A 17840-nucleotide genomic window follows, 5' to 3' on the forward strand; every position below is an offset into this window, starting at 1 on the left:
TTTTCATTGCCTTTATGCGCTTGTCGCGACTTGGCACTTTGGTGTTTGTTGTGGAGAGACGGTGTCCCGAGGCATACACCGCCTCTCCAATTACTGACCAATTGGTTTGTGCCAATACCGGTCAGTGTCCGAATTCAATTGCGAAAAGTTTCAGCTACTCGACCTTCTTGAGATCTCCGAGCATCCAGCCGCTTTCCAGCCAGCCCTCTTCAGGGCCGTAGAGGCGGAACAGGAGGAAGTAGGGCTCGGTGGTTGGGATCCAGTTGCTTTCCATGCCCTCTGGCGCTTCAGGCCCGAAGTAGATGTCGTAAGAACCATCTTCGTTTGCTTGCATCGTGTCGGTGTCGCGCTCGGAAAGTCCCACAGGATCGACGTCGCGGATGAAACTCTTGGTCTCCATCGAATAGACAATGACTGACCAGAAATCCTCGGCGGGTGTGTCCGCTGGCACGTTCAGCTTGTAAGTCTGATTGTGGTCATACATCTCGCCTTCGCTGTCGCGCAGACCAGTTAGGTAGAACGTCCCGCCGCCAAGTTGTTTCGGCAAATAGGTAATCCAGAAGTAGCTGCCGCCGGCACGGGCATCGACAAGCACTTCGGTTTCAGTTTCGTAAGGAAACCCAAGCTCGGCCTGACCCTCTGCAAAGTCCCAGATAAGCCATTGGCTTTTCATGTCGCCGTTTTCGTCCACCCATAGCGGCAACATCGCTTTGCCTGGCGTCACAAAATAATGCTGCATGGATGCATAAGCCAGCAACAGACCTTCCTCCATTGCCTTCACCTGAAGTTCGGTTGGCTCGAACGGCTTACCCTTCTCAATCCCGAGATCCTTCAGAAAGTTCACCATGACTTTGTCTTGAGGACGGATTGGGTTGTTCTGGACGTAGTCGTTTAGGTCCTGAAAGAAGGTTTCGTTGTAGTACGGCAGGGAGTCGTAGGGAACCTCAGAGGCTTCATGATAGGTGTTCGGTGGTGGGTTGTCGGCTTCTGACAGGTAGTAGACTTTTATCGTCTGTGCGTATTCAGCCGCGTCCGCATCAGTCGCGCCGTTGGTCAGCTTTGGGCGGAATGAAAACCCGTATTCGTAAGTGTCTGTCTCGAACGGCAAGTATCCCGCGTCAGTCAGTTCCTCGATTGACATGTCGCCATCATAGTCGGGTGGCAGCATGAGATATTTACCACCTTCTCCTTCGTCGAACCCGTCCGGACCAACATCGGCAATCGGGACATCCCAGGCGTTTACAATCGTACCGAAGTAATTGACCTTGTCTGTTGCTGCCGGAACTTCGATCACCATAGGCCCGGGCTCAGATGTCATGGACGCCCATGCGTAAGCTGTTACATCATTGGCCGTCAGAAACCCGTGTTTGGAGTCGAACGGTTTGTTGAGATACACAATGTCGTTGTAATCCCCGCCCAGATCTCGGCGAATACCTTTCAGGAAGTCGATCATGCCTGCAGCAGGCATGCCCCAAATCGCGGTTTGCGTCGCGCGCTGCACCATTATTTTGTATTCGATGTCTTCAACCTGCGCCGAGCGCGCGAGAATGTCGCCCGTGTCGTTAAATTCCTGCGCCTCGACCTGAGCAGCGGCGCCGCCGACGCAAATGGCCGCAACTAAACACTTGGTCGATAAGTCTGTGAACAATGTGCCCATCTGTTTCATTCGTGACTACTCCCTTGAGGTTTTCGCGAGACTTGCACATCCGAAACGCAGATGCGTATCATTTCACGACAGGCGCATTTCCGGAGAACTCAATGGCACTGCCACCGATGATTTCAGCGAAGGCGCTTGGTGCGATGCCGCAGTTTGTCCATGAGGTCGCTGGAGAAAAAAGATTAGCGAAGGCCATGGATGTCGCTGACCTTCCACATCACTTTATCGAAGAACGGTCGGGATACATTTCCGAGCATTCGCTGGCGACATTCGTCGAGGAGGCGGTTCGATTGGCGGGCCATCAAAACATTGGCTTGCTTTGGTCTCCTTACCTAACGGTCGCAGACTACGGGCTTTGGGGAGAGTATGTCCTGTCCGCGCCTACGTTGGGTAACGCGCTACGTCGCGCAACATCGGTTATGCCTTTGCACTCATCAGTTGATCGTGCATGGCTGGAAGCCTCTGGCCGACGTTCGCGCTATTGCTACAAATTCGGAATGCCGGAGCACCCCGCTTACGCCGATATAGCTTTTTCCGCGATCGGCGTTTTCCTAAGTATTTTTCGCGAGTACCTAGGTAAGGAATGGACGCCTACGGCAGTTCTCTTGGATTTTGCAAAAGTACCGAACTCGGTCGAAGTCGAAGACACATATGGGTGTCCCATAGTTTGGAACGCACCAAGGTTGGGTGTGGAATTCGAAAGCTCATTGCTTTTGGTCGAGAACAGAAGGCAATATCGCGTTCGCGGTTTTGTGACGGTTGACGATGTTGCGAGGGAACGCGTCGGCGGACCACCTGAAACAATGGCTGGTCGGGTTGCCGCAATAGCCCGACAGCAACTCCACCACAAAGAAATCTCGGTTGATGCAACCGCTCGCGCACTCGGGCTTGGTGTTCGCGCTCTTCAAAGGAAGCTCGAGGAAGAAGGCGCGCAATTCCGTCGCATAGTAACCGATGTTCGCGTAAGCCGGGCGAAAGAGTTACTTTCATTGCAGTCTGGCACCATCGCCGATATTGCTACTGCGCTTGGATACGAGACAGCCAACAACTTCAGCCGTGCATTTAAGACCGCCACTGGTGTCTCGCCATCTGAGCACCGAATTCTTGGGCGCGATAGGTTCTAAACCTTCTGAAACCGCTCCAGTACCACCGACTGCTTCGTCCGCATTGCATACATTGGGCGTTATTAACTGAATGTCCGCATCGAGCCCAGAACGGAAGTTTTGGCGACCCTGGCTATTCCCTCAAATTCGCTGACAAGAAACTCAACCTCTCTTACGCAATATCTGTATGATATGTTGGATCAACTTTTCCAACTGCAGAACGCTAGTCTGAGATGAACCCAGTTGAAACCAAGTACGCCAAAAGCGGGGATACTCACATCGCTTACCAGGTGGTCGGTGAAGGTGACTTAGATGTAGTTTATGTGCCTGGTTGGGTTTCTCATGTGGAGCTTTGCTGGGAGGAACCGACGCTAAACCGTTTCTTGTCCAGAATTGCGTCGTTTGCGAGATTGATCCTTTTTGACAAGCGTGGAACTGGCCTTTCAGACAGGGTTTCAAACGATCAACTGCCTACGCTTGAAGAACGCGCTGACGATTTGCTTGCGGTTATGGATGCTGCAAACTCGTCGCGCGCGGCACTGATCGGTTTTTCAGAAGGTGGCAACCTAGCCGCTTTCTTTGCCGCATCACACCCTGAACGAACATCTGCGCTTGTTATGTTTGGCGCATTCGGCAAGCGCATATGGAGCCCGGAATATCCCTGGGCGCCCACTCCTGAAGAACGTCAAAAGGACTATGAGTTCGTCGAACGAGAGTGGGGTAACTTGATGGACTTGGAGCACTATGCGCCCAGCAAGGCCAATGATGAGGCATTTATGCGACGGACATGCGCATACCTAAGGAGAAGCGCCAGTCCCGGTGCGGCTGTGACTCTTCTTAAGATGAATACCGAGATAGATTTGACCAATGTTCTCCCCGCCGTCCACGTGCCAACTCTCGTGTTGCACCGCACTGGTGATCGAGACGCGCATATAGAAGAAGGGCGTTGGATTGCAGATCGGATTTCAGGCGCCCAGTTCAAGGAGCTGCCCGGGGAAGATCATTTTCCCTGGGTTGGAGACTCCGAAAGGATCATTGAAGAAATTCAGGCCTACGTCACCGGTGAGAAACCCCTCCTTCCGAGCGAACGAGTTTTGGCGACTATTTTGTTTACCGATATTGTTGGATCTACGGATCTTGCCCATCAATTGGGTGATGCTGCGTGGAAAGACCTGCTTAACCAACATGACCAACTGTGTGCTCAAGCCATCACTGAGCATAATGGGCGACTGGTAAAAGGAACCGGTGACGGACTGCTTGCAACCTTTGATGGTCCTGGCAGGGGCATATCATGCGGAAAGAAAATCGTTTCCATCGCTCGTGATTTGGGGCTTTCTGTCCGCTGTGGCTTGCATACAGGGGAATGTGAGCTTCGCGGCGACGAAATAGCAGGTGTGGCTGTCCATCTAGCCGCCCGCGTATCAGCACTAGCAGAAGCCGATCAATTGCTCGTCTCCAGAACCGTGCGAGACTTGGTTGCCGGCTCAGGCCATAACCTGAGGGATGAGGGCGAACATCTGCTTAAGGGGTTTTCGGAGAAGTGGTCGATCTATTCGGTTCATCTCTAGACATACGGTTTTTTGCAAACTTTCGAAGTATTCAGAGCCGCAGCGAACGCCGCCTTCGTCCCGCAACTCAGTCATTCGCCAATTTCTGGCTAGCGTCTGGTTTTCATGAAAGCGGTCGCCCAAATCAAAAATCGGAAATTTCAGACAAGCAACGGCCGCTTAGCGCGCGACAGCAGTCATCTGACAAAATGACTCGGATGACTGCCTTGAGGCCCAAAGCGGCCTTCAGAGCAACCGTCGCCAATGCCTGCTATTCTACTCTGCATTGTCGAAAGTCATCCGGAAAACCTCAACTGGTTCGCGGATACCTTTGAGCGTGACCTCTCCTGCTGAAACCGACGGGAATTCCTCTTCCACGGCGATCGCCGCGCGGGTGCTGAGCAGTATCTCACCGTCCTCGGCCATATCGCAGAGACGTGCCGCCACGTTGATCGCAGTGCCCGAGGCGGTGTAGTCTGATCGATCTTCATACCCGACCATGCCTACAGTTGCATATCCGAGCGATACGCCCACGCCAAACCCAAGTCTATGACCAAGCCGCTTCCATTGCTTGGACAACTCAACCATTTTAGCGCGCATCGCGACCGCGAGCCTAACCGCGTCACCGGCAGGGTCCTCGCAGGGCAACGGGTCGTTAAACAGCACCATAATCCCGTCGCCCATGCGGTGGTCGACGCCCGCTCCATGCGCGTTGATCAGCTTCCCCATTTCCTCGTGATAGGTCTGCAACACCTCGATGGTTTCTTCGGGTTCCGCAGTTTCGCAAAATGCCGTGAACCCACGAATGTCACAAAAAATAACACCCAAAAGGGAGCGATGGCTTTTCAACAAGGCCTCAGAGCCTGAGGAGATCACCGTGTCGGCGACAGCGTTTGGAAGAAAGCGTTTAAGACGGCTCATTCGCTCAATCTCGCCTACCTGTTCCTCGACGCGGTCTCCAAGTTCTGCATTCAGCTTTTCCAAGGCTCTAAACTGTCGCGCGTTTTCGATGGCGATGACGGCTTCGGTGGCAAAGTTATCGACCAAAAGCAGGTCGTCAGGTGCGAATTTGCCGACCTCTCGTCGCAGCAGAACCAGATTGCCAAGAGATTTCCCCTGCGAAACAAGCGGGACGAACACACGCGACAGGATACCATCGACGTCCACCAATTTTATCGCATCCGCATGCCTGGATTTGTAGAACTCCGTCTCGCGTATATCAGGTTCTTCGACGATCCGACGCGTTTTGACGCTTTTGTAAGGTGCAAATTCTCGGCCGACTTGAAAGACGTTGCCGACCTTCATCATAGTAGTCGCTTCCCCCGTGGCAGCAGCAATTTTCCATTCGGTATGGTCCTCATTGATCAAAACCACAAAGGTCATCGGAGCACTACACAACCGCGCTGCGTTTTCTACGATTGTCTGAAAAACTGGCGTCTCATCGTCGCGGCTTTGGCTTATGACAGTCAGGATTTCCCGCGTCGCGGCCTCACGGTCACGCGCTCGAACAAGTTCGGCTCGAAGGGTTTGTTCATAAGCGTTGTCCTGTGAGTCCGGCACAATTTGCCCTCGGTTCCTGATCACATTTCAACATGGATATCACACAAGGCTTGCGAGACCAGAGAATTGCAGAGCGGACGCCAGGCGGAGGCAGGTTTGTCCGCACAGCAGACATAGTCGTTTTACGACACAAAGTCTGGTTCCGTTCTTTAGCGGACATCCAGGAAAACTGCTCAAGACAGAGAGTATCTGGTCCCCATCGAGCCACCCCGCTGAAACATGGTCAGCTTTTGTTCTTCAAAACTTTCAATTTCTTATCATCTTTCTGTGACCGGATAGCTTACCCTGAACTGGTCGCGGAGCATGCGAAAGATGAACTTGGCCTTGTGACTTATAGTCAAAGGTTCATTCGAAATTCTAAGACTGTTCCACTTGCTGGAGCAAGTTGATCGCCAGGTGTTCAGCGTAGCTGCGCCAACACATCTTCCGCGGCCCTTAATCCTTCTAGGTGGGCTCCGCTGACCGAGCATTGTTGGTTAGGATGTGTAGCTTCACCGGCGAAGTGCACCCGCTCAGCATGAGACTGGCGTAAGACAGCGCGTTTGTTGTGGCCTCCCGGCTTGGCTCCAGCGTAAGAACCACGCACATAGGGTTCATTTCGCCAAGCGGTAGCGTGGCCTTTGATGAAGGCTTTTCTGACTGTTGTGCCGAAAAAGCCAACCAATGTTTCGAGCGCGTGCTCTATGGCGCTTTCAGGCCCCGCGTCCTGCAAAAGTCTGGAAAAGCTTCCAGAACTTTCAAAGCTGGTAAGGCCGGTGTTTGCGATGTTGCAAAGAAAACCGCCTCCGCGGGCTACCCCGTTGGCGTCGGGTTCTAAGTGGTACGTCAACCAAGTATCGGGTTGCACTGGCAAAGCTCCGGAGCGGAAAAGGAGGCCAGCGTGATTGTAGTCTCCCATAGTGATGAGCTCGAGCGCTGAGCGTCGGTCGGATTCTAGCGGGGGATCAAAGTGGATGATGTCTTCGGCTAGGACGCCGACGGAAACTGTAACAATTACGGTTCGAGCTTTGATCTTGCCAGTGGCCGTAGTTATCTGCACCCCTTCAGTGAGAGATTTTATTTCTGTGACCGGAGTGGCCAATTTAATTGGCAGCCCCTTTGCAGTGCATGCAATTAGGTGTCCGAAGCCTTCGCGACAAAACCAATCGTCTCCGCCCTCCCAGGCACTGATGTCTCGCAGAGATGTATCCGGCAAATCTCTGGCAATCGACAAGGCAAATGTCATCGCTGCCGTGAACGACCAATGCCCTTTGTTCTGCCAAATGTCTGCCAAGGACCGGTCTGTTGGAATTCCGGTACTTGCTTCAATTTCTGCATCGATGCGCGCCGCTTCAGTGATCGCGCTATGAAGCTCGTCGACTTCGTCCCACAGAACAGCGTCATCCTCCAAGCCATATGTCACCGCGTTGTCTGGGGCTGCATAGAGATCAAGGCCGAGTGCGAGACCTGGAGCTTTCAGAGCGTTTGCATGTTCGGTATGCATCCAGTGCGCACCCATGTCGAACGGGACGCCAAAGATTTCCGTGTCCGTGTGTGTGCGCCCCCCGACGCGGTTGGATGCCTCGATGCAGACTACTGAGAGTCCCGCGGATTTGAGAGCGTGAGTAGCTGCAATTCCTGCTGCTCCGGCGCCAACGACAACGACGTCAAAGTCGTGAACTTTCAATGCTTTCGCTCCAGAAATGAGATTGGCATGAGAGATGGTTTTCGGAGTGGGTTTGCGCTTTCCTTACATTTTGAGAATTTACAAGGATTTGAGTTATCCAAGGATTTTGTCGTTTGCGCGGAAGCAGTCATTGATTGGTTCTTGAGTTTAGATTGCAAACGAATTCTGGAATTGAAACGCCCTCGTATCTAGCCAGATCGAGCGGATCTTCCGTGTCAAGCTTGCTGCATCTTCGGTAGATTTCCAGCATCTCGGCAGAAAGCTCGCCGCTCTTAAAAAAATACATCGCGGCAGCATATCTTGTGGCGCCAGAGCCAGGTTTTCCGATGGCTGTTACCAGGAACTGCGTTTGAGCTTCTGCTTCCTCCACTTTGAATATACCTTTAGTCACGATTTCGGCTCAGCGGACATCGCATCATTCAACGCGGCAACTTCATCTTCTCCAGGCGCTGATTCAGAGTTGTAGATTGGCAGAATGTTCCTGAGATGGTCATGATGAGAGCGCACGCCGTACTCGAGATCAGAAAGATAGAAGCCTTCAAACGCCTCCGAAGCCATGGCTTCGTTGGACCATATCGTGAGCTGAATATCTTCTTCCACTGTCTCTCGATCAATCCGGGCGGCAAGGTAGCGTGCCGCTCTTTGTTGGCGGTCTTCGTTCGGGTTTCGGTATGTCGCGCTCCGTAGAATGGATTTATCCGTCGTGATCGGAAACTCTTGATAAAAGAGGGTCGTCTCAGGTGTGACGGCTATGACCGCATTTGGAAAAATGCCGTAGTAAAGCCAAGTTTTGTGCAAGTGTTCTGGCAGGTGAGGCTGTGGTTTAGTGAATTTCTTGTAGTTGCGAACGGCCCACCTCCGGCCCTTTGTCGGAGTGAATTTTCCGTCAGAACGTGAGATACCATCGACATATGGTTCGTCTGAATAGGTCGAGCCATACAGATCCTGAAGGGCAGGGTGCGCGAGCGGGACATGATACCCTTCGTTGTCGACATCTCTGATCGATTTCCAGTTTACAGGAGTCTCCTCGGTCCAGATTCCGTCCGTCGGGACATGTTCGGCCATTTTGTAGGCAGAGACTTCCTGTTCAATCGGGGCTAGCAGTTCGGCTACTGATGGCTGGGGTCCAGGTTTGAATCGGACGAAGACAAAACCCTGCCAGATTTCCATTTCAATCTCTTTCAGGCCAAACTCGTGCTTGTCTAGATCGGGGAACGACTCTGGACGGGCGGCGCCGCGTAGCGTTCCATCAAGATTGTAAACCCAGCCGTGAAATGGGCAGACTAGAGCGTTTGCACATTTTCCTTGCTCTTTCGAGACCAGCCGAGAACCGCGGTGACGACAAACGTTTAGAAACGCGCGGATGTCCGAGTTGCTGTCCTTCAAGATCAGGGCGCGCTCACCGCACATGTCAAAACATAGAAAATTACCGGGTTCCGGAACATCCGAAACATGGCACGCGATTTGCCAATGCGTTTTGAAAAGTTCGCTCTTCTCAAGTTCAAGAAGGGCATTGCTGTGATAGCACCAACCGGGCAACCCGCGACGGTCCCAATTGGTAGGAATTTCTGTGTTTCTTACTTCGTCGCGCATCGGAACAACCCGCATAGTTTTGGTTTGGTCAGTTTGGGTCTCAGATGGGGACAGTATCCAGGAGTGAAAATTTGGCCTTGCTGGATCCGCCACTCTTCGACTGAGTGTAGGTGTCGCTTAAATTGACTTGCTCGTCAACTTTTTCTGACTGAATGATCATTCAGAAATGTGCTGCTAGTCACGCCTGTGAGGTTTCCTTGGTCGATGGTTTTCGATTTACCTGCTCAAATCAGGTGCAAAACCAGTGATACGTAGAGATATGATCAAAATTCATTCAACCAAGCTTGACAGTGCAGATTTCAGCGGACTACCGTTTTGAATGACCAGTCAGATAAAAACATAGCGACTTGGGGGAATGGGGTGCTTGGTGATCGCGCCGGCAACGCAGGCGCGATCATTCGAGAAGACAGACTAGCAAACAAGGCAAGACAAATTCAGCCACCACTCAGGGAGAGGAAGCGAAGTTATGAACTCAATCAGGAAAATCGCCGGAATTACAGTTATAGCAGCAACTACTACTGCAGTTTCGGGATCGGCTTACGCGCAAGAGCGTGTGTTGAAGGTTACGAATTGGGGAGAATACATCGCTGAAGACACAATCGAGAACTTCGAAAAAGAATACGGTATCAAGGTGATCTATGATCCGTATGACTCTGCCGAAGCAATTGATGCCAAGCTACTCGCGGGAAACAGCGGATATGATGTGGTTAGTCATGCCGGCAGTGATACGGCTCGTCTGATTAAGGCGGGAATTGTTGCACCGTTGGATATGTCGAAGCTGGACAATATCAAGCACATCGACCCGGCAATCATGGAGCAGTTGTCAAGTGAATGGGATCCAGGCAACCAACACTTCATTCCTTATATGTGGGGAACGCACGGCGTCACATACAACGAAGAATTGGTGAAAGAGACGTATCCAGATGCCCCCATAGGCTCGATGGATATGGTTTTCGATCCTGTTCACATGAAAGAGCTGTCCAAGTGTGGAGTTTCATTCCTGGATTCCCCGGGCGACATCATTCCGATGGCTTTAGCGCATATGGGCCTGGATGCGAACTCCACAAACAAGAAAGACTATGAGAAGGTTGGGGAGATGTTGGCGGAAATCAGGCCATACATCAAAACCTTCGATAACTATGCTTATCAACGGATGCCTCAGAAAGAGTTCTGTGTCTCAACCACATGGGGCCCTGACGGTCTCCTTGCCATGTCTGGCGCAGCGGAAGCCGACACTGGTGTAGTGCTAGACTTCTTCCTGCCCGAAGGTGATCGTACAGCGCAGCTGTGGATTGATGGTTGGCTAATCCCGGAAGACGCCGCGAACAAAGAAGACGCTCATCTTTTCCTGAACTATATGATGCGCCCCGAGGTTGCGGCCAATGATAGTAACTTCACCTGGTATGCGACCGCCAACCTGACGGCCAAGCCCATGGTTGATGAGGCTGTAACCTCCAGCCCAGCCGCGTTCCCAACATCGGATCAGGTTGCCAAGATGTACACGACTGCCGTTCTTCCTCCCAAGGTCGAGCGCTTGCAGACACGTACCTGGACTGACTTTAAGGCCGGAAACTAAATCCACTCACACCGGCAAATGAAGTAGCGGACCAGACCGGTTCGCTACTGCATCCCCAGATCCCGACTGGCAGACTAAGAGGCCCAAATTGACTGTTTCCACGGCTGTCAGCCCAGAACCATGGCTCGATCAAAAAGAACAGGAACCTCTGGTCAAAATCAGAGGCGTAACCAAAAAATACGGTGCAGTGACTGCTGTCGATAACGTTGATCTGGATATCTACAAAGGAGAGTTATTCTGCCTTTTAGGCGGATCTGGATGTGGAAAGTCGACACTACTTCGAATGCTTGCTGGGTTTGAGGATTTGAACAGTGGTACAATCACTATCGACGGAGTCGATATGGCCGATGTGCCAGCTTACGAACGTCCGACCAATATGATGTTCCAAAGCTATGCGCTGTTTCCGCATATGACCGTCGAAAAAAACGTGGCTTTCGGGTTGGAGCAAGACCATGTCCCCAAGCTAGACATTGCGGACAGAGTTCACGACATCCTCAAGCTTGTTGAGTTGGAAGATTTCAAAAAGAGAAAACCTAAACAATTGTCCGGTGGGCAACGCCAGCGTGTTGCATTGGCGCGGGCCTTGGTCAAACGTCCCAAGTTGCTGCTCCTGGATGAACCTTTGGCTGCTCTGGACAAAAAACTGCGTAAGCAAACGCAGTTTGAGCTTGCCAACATTCAGGACAAGGTCGGCGTCACGTTCATCGTCGTGACTCACGATCAGGAAGAAGCAATGACCCTGTCTTCGCGAATGGCCGTTATGGACGCGGGTCGCTTCAAACAGATTGGAACTCCGACAGAGATCTACGAGTTTCCAGAATCCCGCTTTGTGGCTGACTTTATCGGATCAGCAAATATTTTTGAGGGCAGGGTGACCGAGGATGGGGTCGACCATGTTCGGGTCGAAACCGAGTTCTGCGAAGTTTATATTGATCACGGTCATTCTGTTAAGGCTGGCAGCAAGATTTGGGTTGCGCTGAGGCCCGAGAAAATTCGACTTGAGAAATCTGATACAATTGCTGAGGGCGCGAACCAGACAGCGGCCGTTATCGACGATGTTGGGTATTTGGGAGAGACATCGATCTACAAGGTAAGGCTTCCCAATGGCGAAATCTTCGACGTCACTCAGCCCAACCAGTCACGTCCGACGCATGCTGCGCAGCGATTAACCTGGGAAGACAAGGTAAATATCAGCTGGGATCCGTCTAGCGCCATGTTGCTCCACTCATGACGGATTTCACCGAGGATATGTTCGAACCGCCGCAGGTTGAACGACAACCCATGATCCGTTTAGTGATGCGGCGTATCCATAGCAGATGGCGTCAGATCGTCACCGTCATACCGTTCTTCTGGTTGCTTGTATTCTTTCTGGCACCGTTCTTCATTGTCGCCAAGATAAGCTTAGCTGAACTGGCGATTGCGAGCCCGCCATTCACAAGTTTAATTGAGTGGACAGGTGACGGGATCATGACAATCCGCCTGGTCTTCGACAATTTTGTCTACATCTGGGAAGACAGCCTGTACTTTGACACTTACGTAAATTCACTCAAGATTTCAGTAACGTGTACGTTCTTGTGCCTCTTGTTTGGCTACCCTATTGCCTATGCAATTGTACGATCGGGGCCGGTTGCGAAGCCGCTCTTGTTGTTTGCAATCATTCTTCCGTTTTGGACGTCTTTCTTGTTGCGGGTCTATTCGTGGATGGGCCTGCTTGCGGATCAAGGCACGATCAACAACCTTCTGATAGCGCTGGGGGTGATCGATGAGCCGATCCGCATGCTTTACACGGAATTCGCCGTCTATATCGGGATCGTCTACACCTATATGCCGTTCATGATCCTGCCGCTGTACGCGAATATGGAGAAGCTGGACAACAGCCTGAACGAGGCGGCCGCCGACCTTGGTTCCAAACCAACGAACACTTTCTTCAAAATCACATTGCCTCTGACGATGCCTGGAATTGTCGCTGGTTCACTGCTGGTCTTTATCCCTGCGACCGGCGAGTACGTTATCCCCGATCTGTTAGGTGGCGGCAACGTGCAGATGATTGGGCGGGTTCTCTACAATGAGTTCTCTAGAAACAGCGATTGGCCAGTGGCCGCCGCAGTTGCGATTGTTCTGCTGTTCATACTGGTGCTGCCAATCATGGTTTTCCAGCACTACCAAGGCAAAGCAGCGGAGGAGCAATAGATGTACGCCAAACGCTCCCGTTTCTTAACCATCATGCTGACCTTGGGACTGGCATTCTTTTACATCCCAATGATCCTGTTGGTTATTTACTCATTCAACTACTCCAAGCTGGTACCGGTTTGGGGTGGATGGTCGTTGCGCTGGTACAAAGAGCTTTTTCAATCTGCGGAAGTCTGGAGCGCTGTTTCACTCAGTCTTCAGATTGCCGTTGTCAACGCTACTTTTGCCACGGCGCTTGGCACCTTGGCAGGTCTGGCTATGGTGCGCTTTGGACGGTTCAAGGGGCGGACCTTGTTCGGTGGCATGTTGGTCGCGCCCTTGGTGATGCCCGAGGTGATAACCGGATTGTCCTTGCTGGTTTTCTTCATCTCGCTGAACCAGCTGATCGGATGGCCTGCTGAGCGCGGTTTTGCGACGATTACGATCGCGCATATTACCTTTTCCATGGCCTATGTGGCGGTAACAATTCAGGCACGCTTAACCGGTGTGGGGCAAACACTGGAAGAAGCCGCCGCCGATCTTGGCGCAAAACCGTTCAAAGTTCTGACGGCCATAACGATCCCACAGCTGACGCCGGCACTAATTTCGGGATGGTTGCTGGCCTTCACGCTGTCTCTCGATGACTTGGTCATAGCAAGTTTTGTTACCGGCCCAGGCGCAAATACCTTGCCAATTTTGATCTTTTCGCGCATTCGACTGGGCCTCAGGCCGGACATCAACGCGCTAGCAACCATCATGATTCTTGTGATCGCTATCTGTGTCGCTATCGCAGCAATAATTATGTTCCGGCAACAGAGAGCGGATTTGTTGGACAGGCAAATGGCTGAACGAGAGGAGAGTTAAATTGGAGACGCATGAGCTTCAGAAAAAACGACGCACCGAACCTCCCGAAGTTCGTCGCTTACAGTTGATCATGGCCGCCATAGACTCGATCTCGAAACGCGGGTTTTCTGACACGACGCTTAAACACGTGACAGAAACAGCCAATCTGTCCCATGGCGTGGTGAATTATCACTTCGACAGTAAGGAAGCTTTGTATGACGCCGCGCTGGGTTTCCTTGCACAAGAACACTATGAAAATTGGCTCAAATACTATGAGGCTGCGGAACCTACAGCCGCACATCGGCTGGCTGCGATTATTCGAGCGGACTTTGACAAGAGCATTTGTACCCACAAGCGGTTGGCCGTCTGGTTTGCCTTCTGGGGGCAAGCGAAGTATCGGCCTAATTACCTGAAGATTCATAATAAATATGACAACGAAAGATATGATAGAATTTTGCACCTATGTGGTGAATTGATTGCCGACGGTGGCTACGACGATCTTGATCCAGAAAAAACAGCTCGGGCCGTAGAGGCGATGTCAGACGGGGCCTGGCTAAGTTTGATGTTGTATCCAAAAGTGGCTGATCGTCGGGAATTCAGGGATGTTTGCATGCTTTCGCTGTCGCGGTTCTTCCCAAAACACTTTCCAGTCTGAGCGAAAGCATCGAACAATATGGCTTCAGCGCTTTATTTTGTGCATGCCGGGGTCATAGAGCGGCTTTAACGAGGCTGCCGCGTCGTATTTCTCGTCTGCGATTTCGATCTGCCAATGCCCAGTTGCGACTATGTCCGCGGTCAACGGTTCGTCAATCTCGGCGAAACCAATGCCGACGGCAGCGCCGAGCGTGTGCCCATATCCGCCAACTTGAATATATCCGACTTCATTGCCGTTTAGATAAATCATCTCATTGCCGTACATGAGAGGCTCTGGGTCTTTTAGCAGGAACTGCAACATCCGGTTGTTGGGCGTGCCTTTCGCCTTGATCGTGGCGAGTGCTTCCCTGCCGATGAAGCCACCGGGTTTGTCCAATTTGATGGCAAAACCAAGCCCGGCCTCAATTGGGTTGTCCGTGTTGTCCACGTCAATTCCGAAATCACGATAAGCCTTCTCTAGCCGTAGGGAGTTGAGAGTTTGCATTCCAGCATTGCGAACACCCAGATCTCGACCTGCTTCCATAATCAGATCGTAGGTCTGAATGGCCTGAGTGGCCGGTACGTGAAGTTCCCAGCCGAGTTCGCCAACAAACGTCACGCGATAGGCCATAACTACGGCGTACCCGATGTCGATTTCACGCGCCGTCATGAAGGGAAAACCTTCGTCCGACAAATCAGCTCCGGATATTCTGCTCAATAGTTCACGCGACTTTGGGCCGTGAACGTTGATTTGGCAGCGCCCTGCGGTGATGTCTGTTATAACAACGTTCTCGTTGTCCAGGACGTGCCGTCGCATGCGCATCTCGGTATGACCCGCCGAGTTTTCTCCCACGATGACCCAGTATTTCCGATCGGATAGCCGGGTAACCGTAAGGTCTGCCTCAAACCCACCCCGTTCATTTACCCAGGCCGTGTAGACGACGCGACCGGGTTCAACATCAACGTCATTGCAGGAAAGGCGAGAGAGGAGGGCGCAGGCATCCGGTCCTTCGACGCTGAAACACGCCATTGATGTCATGTCCATTACGATGACATCCTCGCGTGCTGCCCGGTGTTCTTCAGCGTGCCATTCAAACCAATTTTGGCGATGCCAACTGTATTTCTCGACTTTGGCCTCTTCGGGCGTCGGAGCAAACCAATCAGGTTGTTCCCAACCATTTCCTTCGCCGAAAAAGGCTCCGGCCGCTTTGAGACGGTCATAGAGCATTGAACGCTTAACGTTCCTGGCCGTTTTGTAGTTCTCATTGTGGTAGTGCTGACCAAAGAGCTTTCCCAGCAACTCAGGTGTTCTGTCGCGTCGAAAGGCCGGTGTCGCCATTTCACGGGAAAAGCGATTGACGTTGATGCCGGTAACATCGATGGGCGGCAAGCCGTCCACCATCCAATGGGCCAAAACCATTCCCGTACCCGCGCCATTCAGGATGCCAAGTGAGTTCATCCCACATGCAACCCAGAGATTGCGCAGTTCAGGCGTCGAGCCAACAAGCGGCGCAAGATCAGGCGTAAAGCTCTCAGGGCCGCAGAATAGTTTTTTGACACCGTAGTTCATGGTGTCAGGCACGCGCGAATAGGCTTTCTCCAGGTCGGGCCCAACACGTTCCCAATCTGGTTCAATCTCTCCGAATTGCCATTCATCCGGGATACCATCGAGCTTCCAAGCCGCAGCGCCGGGCTCAAAAAGCCCTAACATCATCCCGCCGACTTCTTCACGGTAATAAGTGTAGGTGGAAGGGTCTTCGAGAACGGGTAGATCGCGAGGTAGGCCCGGGATACTTTCCGTTATCAGGTAGTAGTGTTCAGCCGCCTGGAGCGGTAGATTTACACCGTGTTTTGCACCAAGTTGGCGAGACCACATGCCTCCGCAGATCACAACGTTTTCGGCTGTTATAGTATGACCGTTCGCAGTGCGGACCCCGGTCGCAGTGCCGTTCCTGGCTAAAATCTCTTCAACCCGCACGCCTTCAAAGAAACGTGCGCCTCTGTTTTTGGCTCCCTTGGTCAGAGACATTGTCACGTCCACCGGGTTGGCCCGACCGTCCTCCGGAATGAGGAACGCTCCAACGACGTCTGAGAGGTCCCCTATAGGGAACATATCCTGCGCTTCTTTTACTGAGACTTCGTGGTTGTTTATCCCAAAACGCCGCATGAAGGCTGCGACGCGACGCATCTCATGCAGGCGTTCTTCATTGGTTGCAATCTGCAGATATCCAACGTCGCGGAAACCTGTGGATATACCGGTTTCCTTCTCTAGTTTCGCATAAAGGTCTCGACCGTGCGTGTAGATAGCGCACTCAGCTTCGGATTTGAGAAGGCCGGCTACTATCAGGCCGGCGGCATGCCAAGTGGTCCCTGATGTCAGTTGTCCCTGTTCCAGAACGACAACATCGGTATGGCCAAGCTTAGTCAAGTGATAGGCCGTGTTCGCGCCGATCGACCCCCCACCAATAATCACGGTTTGGGCATGCGTCGGTAGGGTGTCAGCCATTGCGAGAAAATCCTTTTAGGCGTTCTTTTCTCCGAATACCAGCCAAATCACTTGCTGTCTACTGACTGAATGATCATTCAATTATAGCTGAATCTATGACCTGCGATTTCGCGATAAAGCTTGTCTGAGATGAGATAAAAGGTTTCACTGCAGTGACTGACTGACAATCAGATGCGGGGGAATCCTATGTCAGACGAGATCCTATATGACCAACAGGCAATCAGCTTTCTGGAAGAGCTCTGGGGAGAGGGGTTTCTTTCACCGGGAGGCCCTGAAGAAGTTGCGCGTGTTGTTAAAGGGATTGATCTGAAAGATAAGCATATCCTTGATATCGGATGCGGATCTGGGGCCATTGCAGTGTTGATGGCACGGGAGTTCGGCGCCGCTAGAGTTACGGGGATTGATGTAGAGGCCCCAGTTTGCGCGGCTGCGAGAGAGCGAGCTAAGCAGGCAGGCTTGGAGGAGAAGGTCGAAATCATACGGGTCACTCCAGGTCCAATGCCATTCGAAGATGGTGCTTTTGACGTAGTGTTTTCGAAAGACTCGATAATCCATATCCCCGACAAAGTAACGATGGCTGCGGAAGCTTTTCGTGTGCTCAAACCAGGCGGTCATTTCGCTGCTTCTGACTGGCTGACCAATCATGATGGTGAGATGTCACCAGAAATGGCGCACTACGTAAAGATGGAAGCCTTAGAGTTTCAGATGGCGTCGCCCTCTAAGTACCGCGCTGCGATGGAGCTGGCTGGCTTTGAGGACGTAGAGTTAGTCAACCGCAACCCTTGGTATGCTCAGGTATCAGCTGCTGAGCTTGAGGAATTGACCGGGCCAAACCGAGCCGACTGGGAAGCTCGGCATGGTGCGGAGTTTATCGAACATCAGATCGAGATCTGGGACGCTATGCAGCCAGTGTTGAAAACCGGAGAGCATTGCCCGCATCACATCCGTGGTCGGAAACCTGCCTGATCTGACTGGAACTTTGAATGG

General features: G+C 52.2%; 14 protein-coding genes. 8 read left to right on the plus strand and 6 right to left on the minus strand.

Annotated features, from left to right (window positions below):
* Positions 1-154 precede the first annotated feature (154 nt).
* Positions 155-1666, minus strand: coding sequence for a DUF1214 domain-containing protein (locus tag GS630_RS13510; protein ID WP_216599797.1), 1512 nt, complete (start codon positions 1664-1666; stop codon positions 155-157).
* 92 nt (positions 1667-1758) lie between these two features.
* On the opposite strand from GS630_RS13510, the gene GS630_RS13515 reads away from it, so the two are divergent.
* Both GS630_RS13515 and GS630_RS13520 read left to right on the plus strand, forming a co-directional pair.
* Positions 1759-2781: an AraC family transcriptional regulator gene (locus GS630_RS13515; RefSeq protein WP_170353204.1), complete on the plus strand. Its 1023-nt coding sequence runs from the start codon at positions 1759-1761 to the stop codon at positions 2779-2781.
* Positions 2782-2993: 212 nt separating this feature from the next.
* Entirely contained in the window at positions 2994-4328 is a 1335-nt protein-coding gene (locus GS630_RS13520; protein WP_171175851.1) for an adenylate/guanylate cyclase domain-containing protein, read from the plus strand.
* Between the two features lie 255 nt (positions 4329-4583).
* Here the strand turns inward: GS630_RS13520 and GS630_RS13525 are convergent, their stop codons facing one another.
* The 4 genes from GS630_RS13525 to GS630_RS13540 form a co-directional block, all read right to left on the minus strand.
* The gene (locus tag GS630_RS13525; protein WP_170756997.1) at positions 4584-5867 is read right to left on the minus strand and encodes an adenylate/guanylate cyclase domain-containing protein; all 1284 of its coding nucleotides are present in this window, start codon (positions 5865-5867) and stop codon (positions 4584-4586) included.
* 400 nt (positions 5868-6267) lie between these two features.
* Positions 6268-7533 carry an NAD(P)/FAD-dependent oxidoreductase gene (locus GS630_RS13530; RefSeq protein WP_170352660.1) on the minus strand — a complete coding sequence of 422 codons (1266 nt, stop codon included), beginning with the start codon at positions 7531-7533 and terminating at the stop codon, positions 6268-6270.
* 127 nt (positions 7534-7660) lie between these two features.
* Positions 7661-7924, minus strand: a complete 264-nt coding sequence (locus GS630_RS13535; protein ID WP_348540225.1) for a hypothetical protein — start codon at positions 7922-7924, stop codon at positions 7661-7663.
* The gene (locus GS630_RS13540) at positions 7921-9141 is read right to left on the minus strand and encodes an aromatic ring-hydroxylating dioxygenase subunit alpha (RefSeq protein ID WP_371809130.1); all 1221 of its coding nucleotides are present in this window, start codon (positions 9139-9141) and stop codon (positions 7921-7923) included. Before GS630_RS13540 ends, GS630_RS13535 begins: the two co-directional genes overlap by 4 nt.
* A gap of 451 nt (positions 9142-9592) precedes the next feature.
* On the opposite strand from GS630_RS13540, the gene GS630_RS13545 reads away from it, so the two are divergent.
* The 5 genes from GS630_RS13545 to GS630_RS13565 all read left to right on the plus strand — a co-directional run bounded on the left by GS630_RS13545 (position 9593) and on the right by GS630_RS13565 (position 14369).
* Positions 9593-10702 (plus strand): extracellular solute-binding protein, encoded by a 1110-nt coding sequence (locus GS630_RS13545; RefSeq protein WP_171620710.1) that lies wholly within the window; start codon positions 9593-9595, stop codon positions 10700-10702.
* A gap of 88 nt (positions 10703-10790) precedes the next feature.
* Positions 10791-11933 (plus strand): ABC transporter ATP-binding protein, encoded by a 1143-nt coding sequence (locus GS630_RS13550; RefSeq protein WP_170352663.1) that lies wholly within the window; start codon positions 10791-10793, stop codon positions 11931-11933.
* 65 nt (positions 11934-11998) lie between these two features.
* Positions 11999-12892, plus strand: a complete 894-nt coding sequence (locus GS630_RS13555; protein WP_216599185.1) for an ABC transporter permease subunit — start codon at positions 11999-12001, stop codon at positions 12890-12892.
* Complete coding sequence (locus tag GS630_RS13560; protein WP_170352665.1) at positions 12893-13735, plus strand: ABC transporter permease subunit; 843 nt, start codon at positions 12893-12895, stop codon at positions 13733-13735. It begins immediately after the preceding gene.
* Between the two features lies 1 nt (position 13736).
* A complete protein-coding gene (locus GS630_RS13565) occupies positions 13737-14369 on the plus strand; it encodes a TetR/AcrR family transcriptional regulator (RefSeq protein WP_170352666.1) in 633 nt (210 codons plus the stop codon).
* Between the two features lie 24 nt (positions 14370-14393).
* Here GS630_RS13565 and GS630_RS13570 read toward each other — a convergent pair whose 3' ends face one another.
* Positions 14394-16853 (minus strand): FAD-dependent oxidoreductase, encoded by a 2460-nt coding sequence (locus GS630_RS13570; protein ID WP_170352667.1) that lies wholly within the window; start codon positions 16851-16853, stop codon positions 14394-14396.
* A 186-nt stretch (positions 16854-17039) separates the two neighbouring features.
* On the opposite strand from GS630_RS13570, the gene GS630_RS13575 reads away from it, so the two are divergent.
* On the plus strand, positions 17040-17819 hold the full coding sequence (locus GS630_RS13575) for a class I SAM-dependent methyltransferase (protein WP_170485041.1): 780 nt from the start codon (positions 17040-17042) through the stop codon (positions 17817-17819).
* Positions 17820-17840 lie beyond the last annotated feature (21 nt).

It is taken from the genome of Ruegeria sp. HKCCD7303 (assembly GCF_013111185.1).
Taxonomy (GTDB): Bacteria; Pseudomonadota; Alphaproteobacteria; order Rhodobacterales; family Rhodobacteraceae; genus Ruegeria.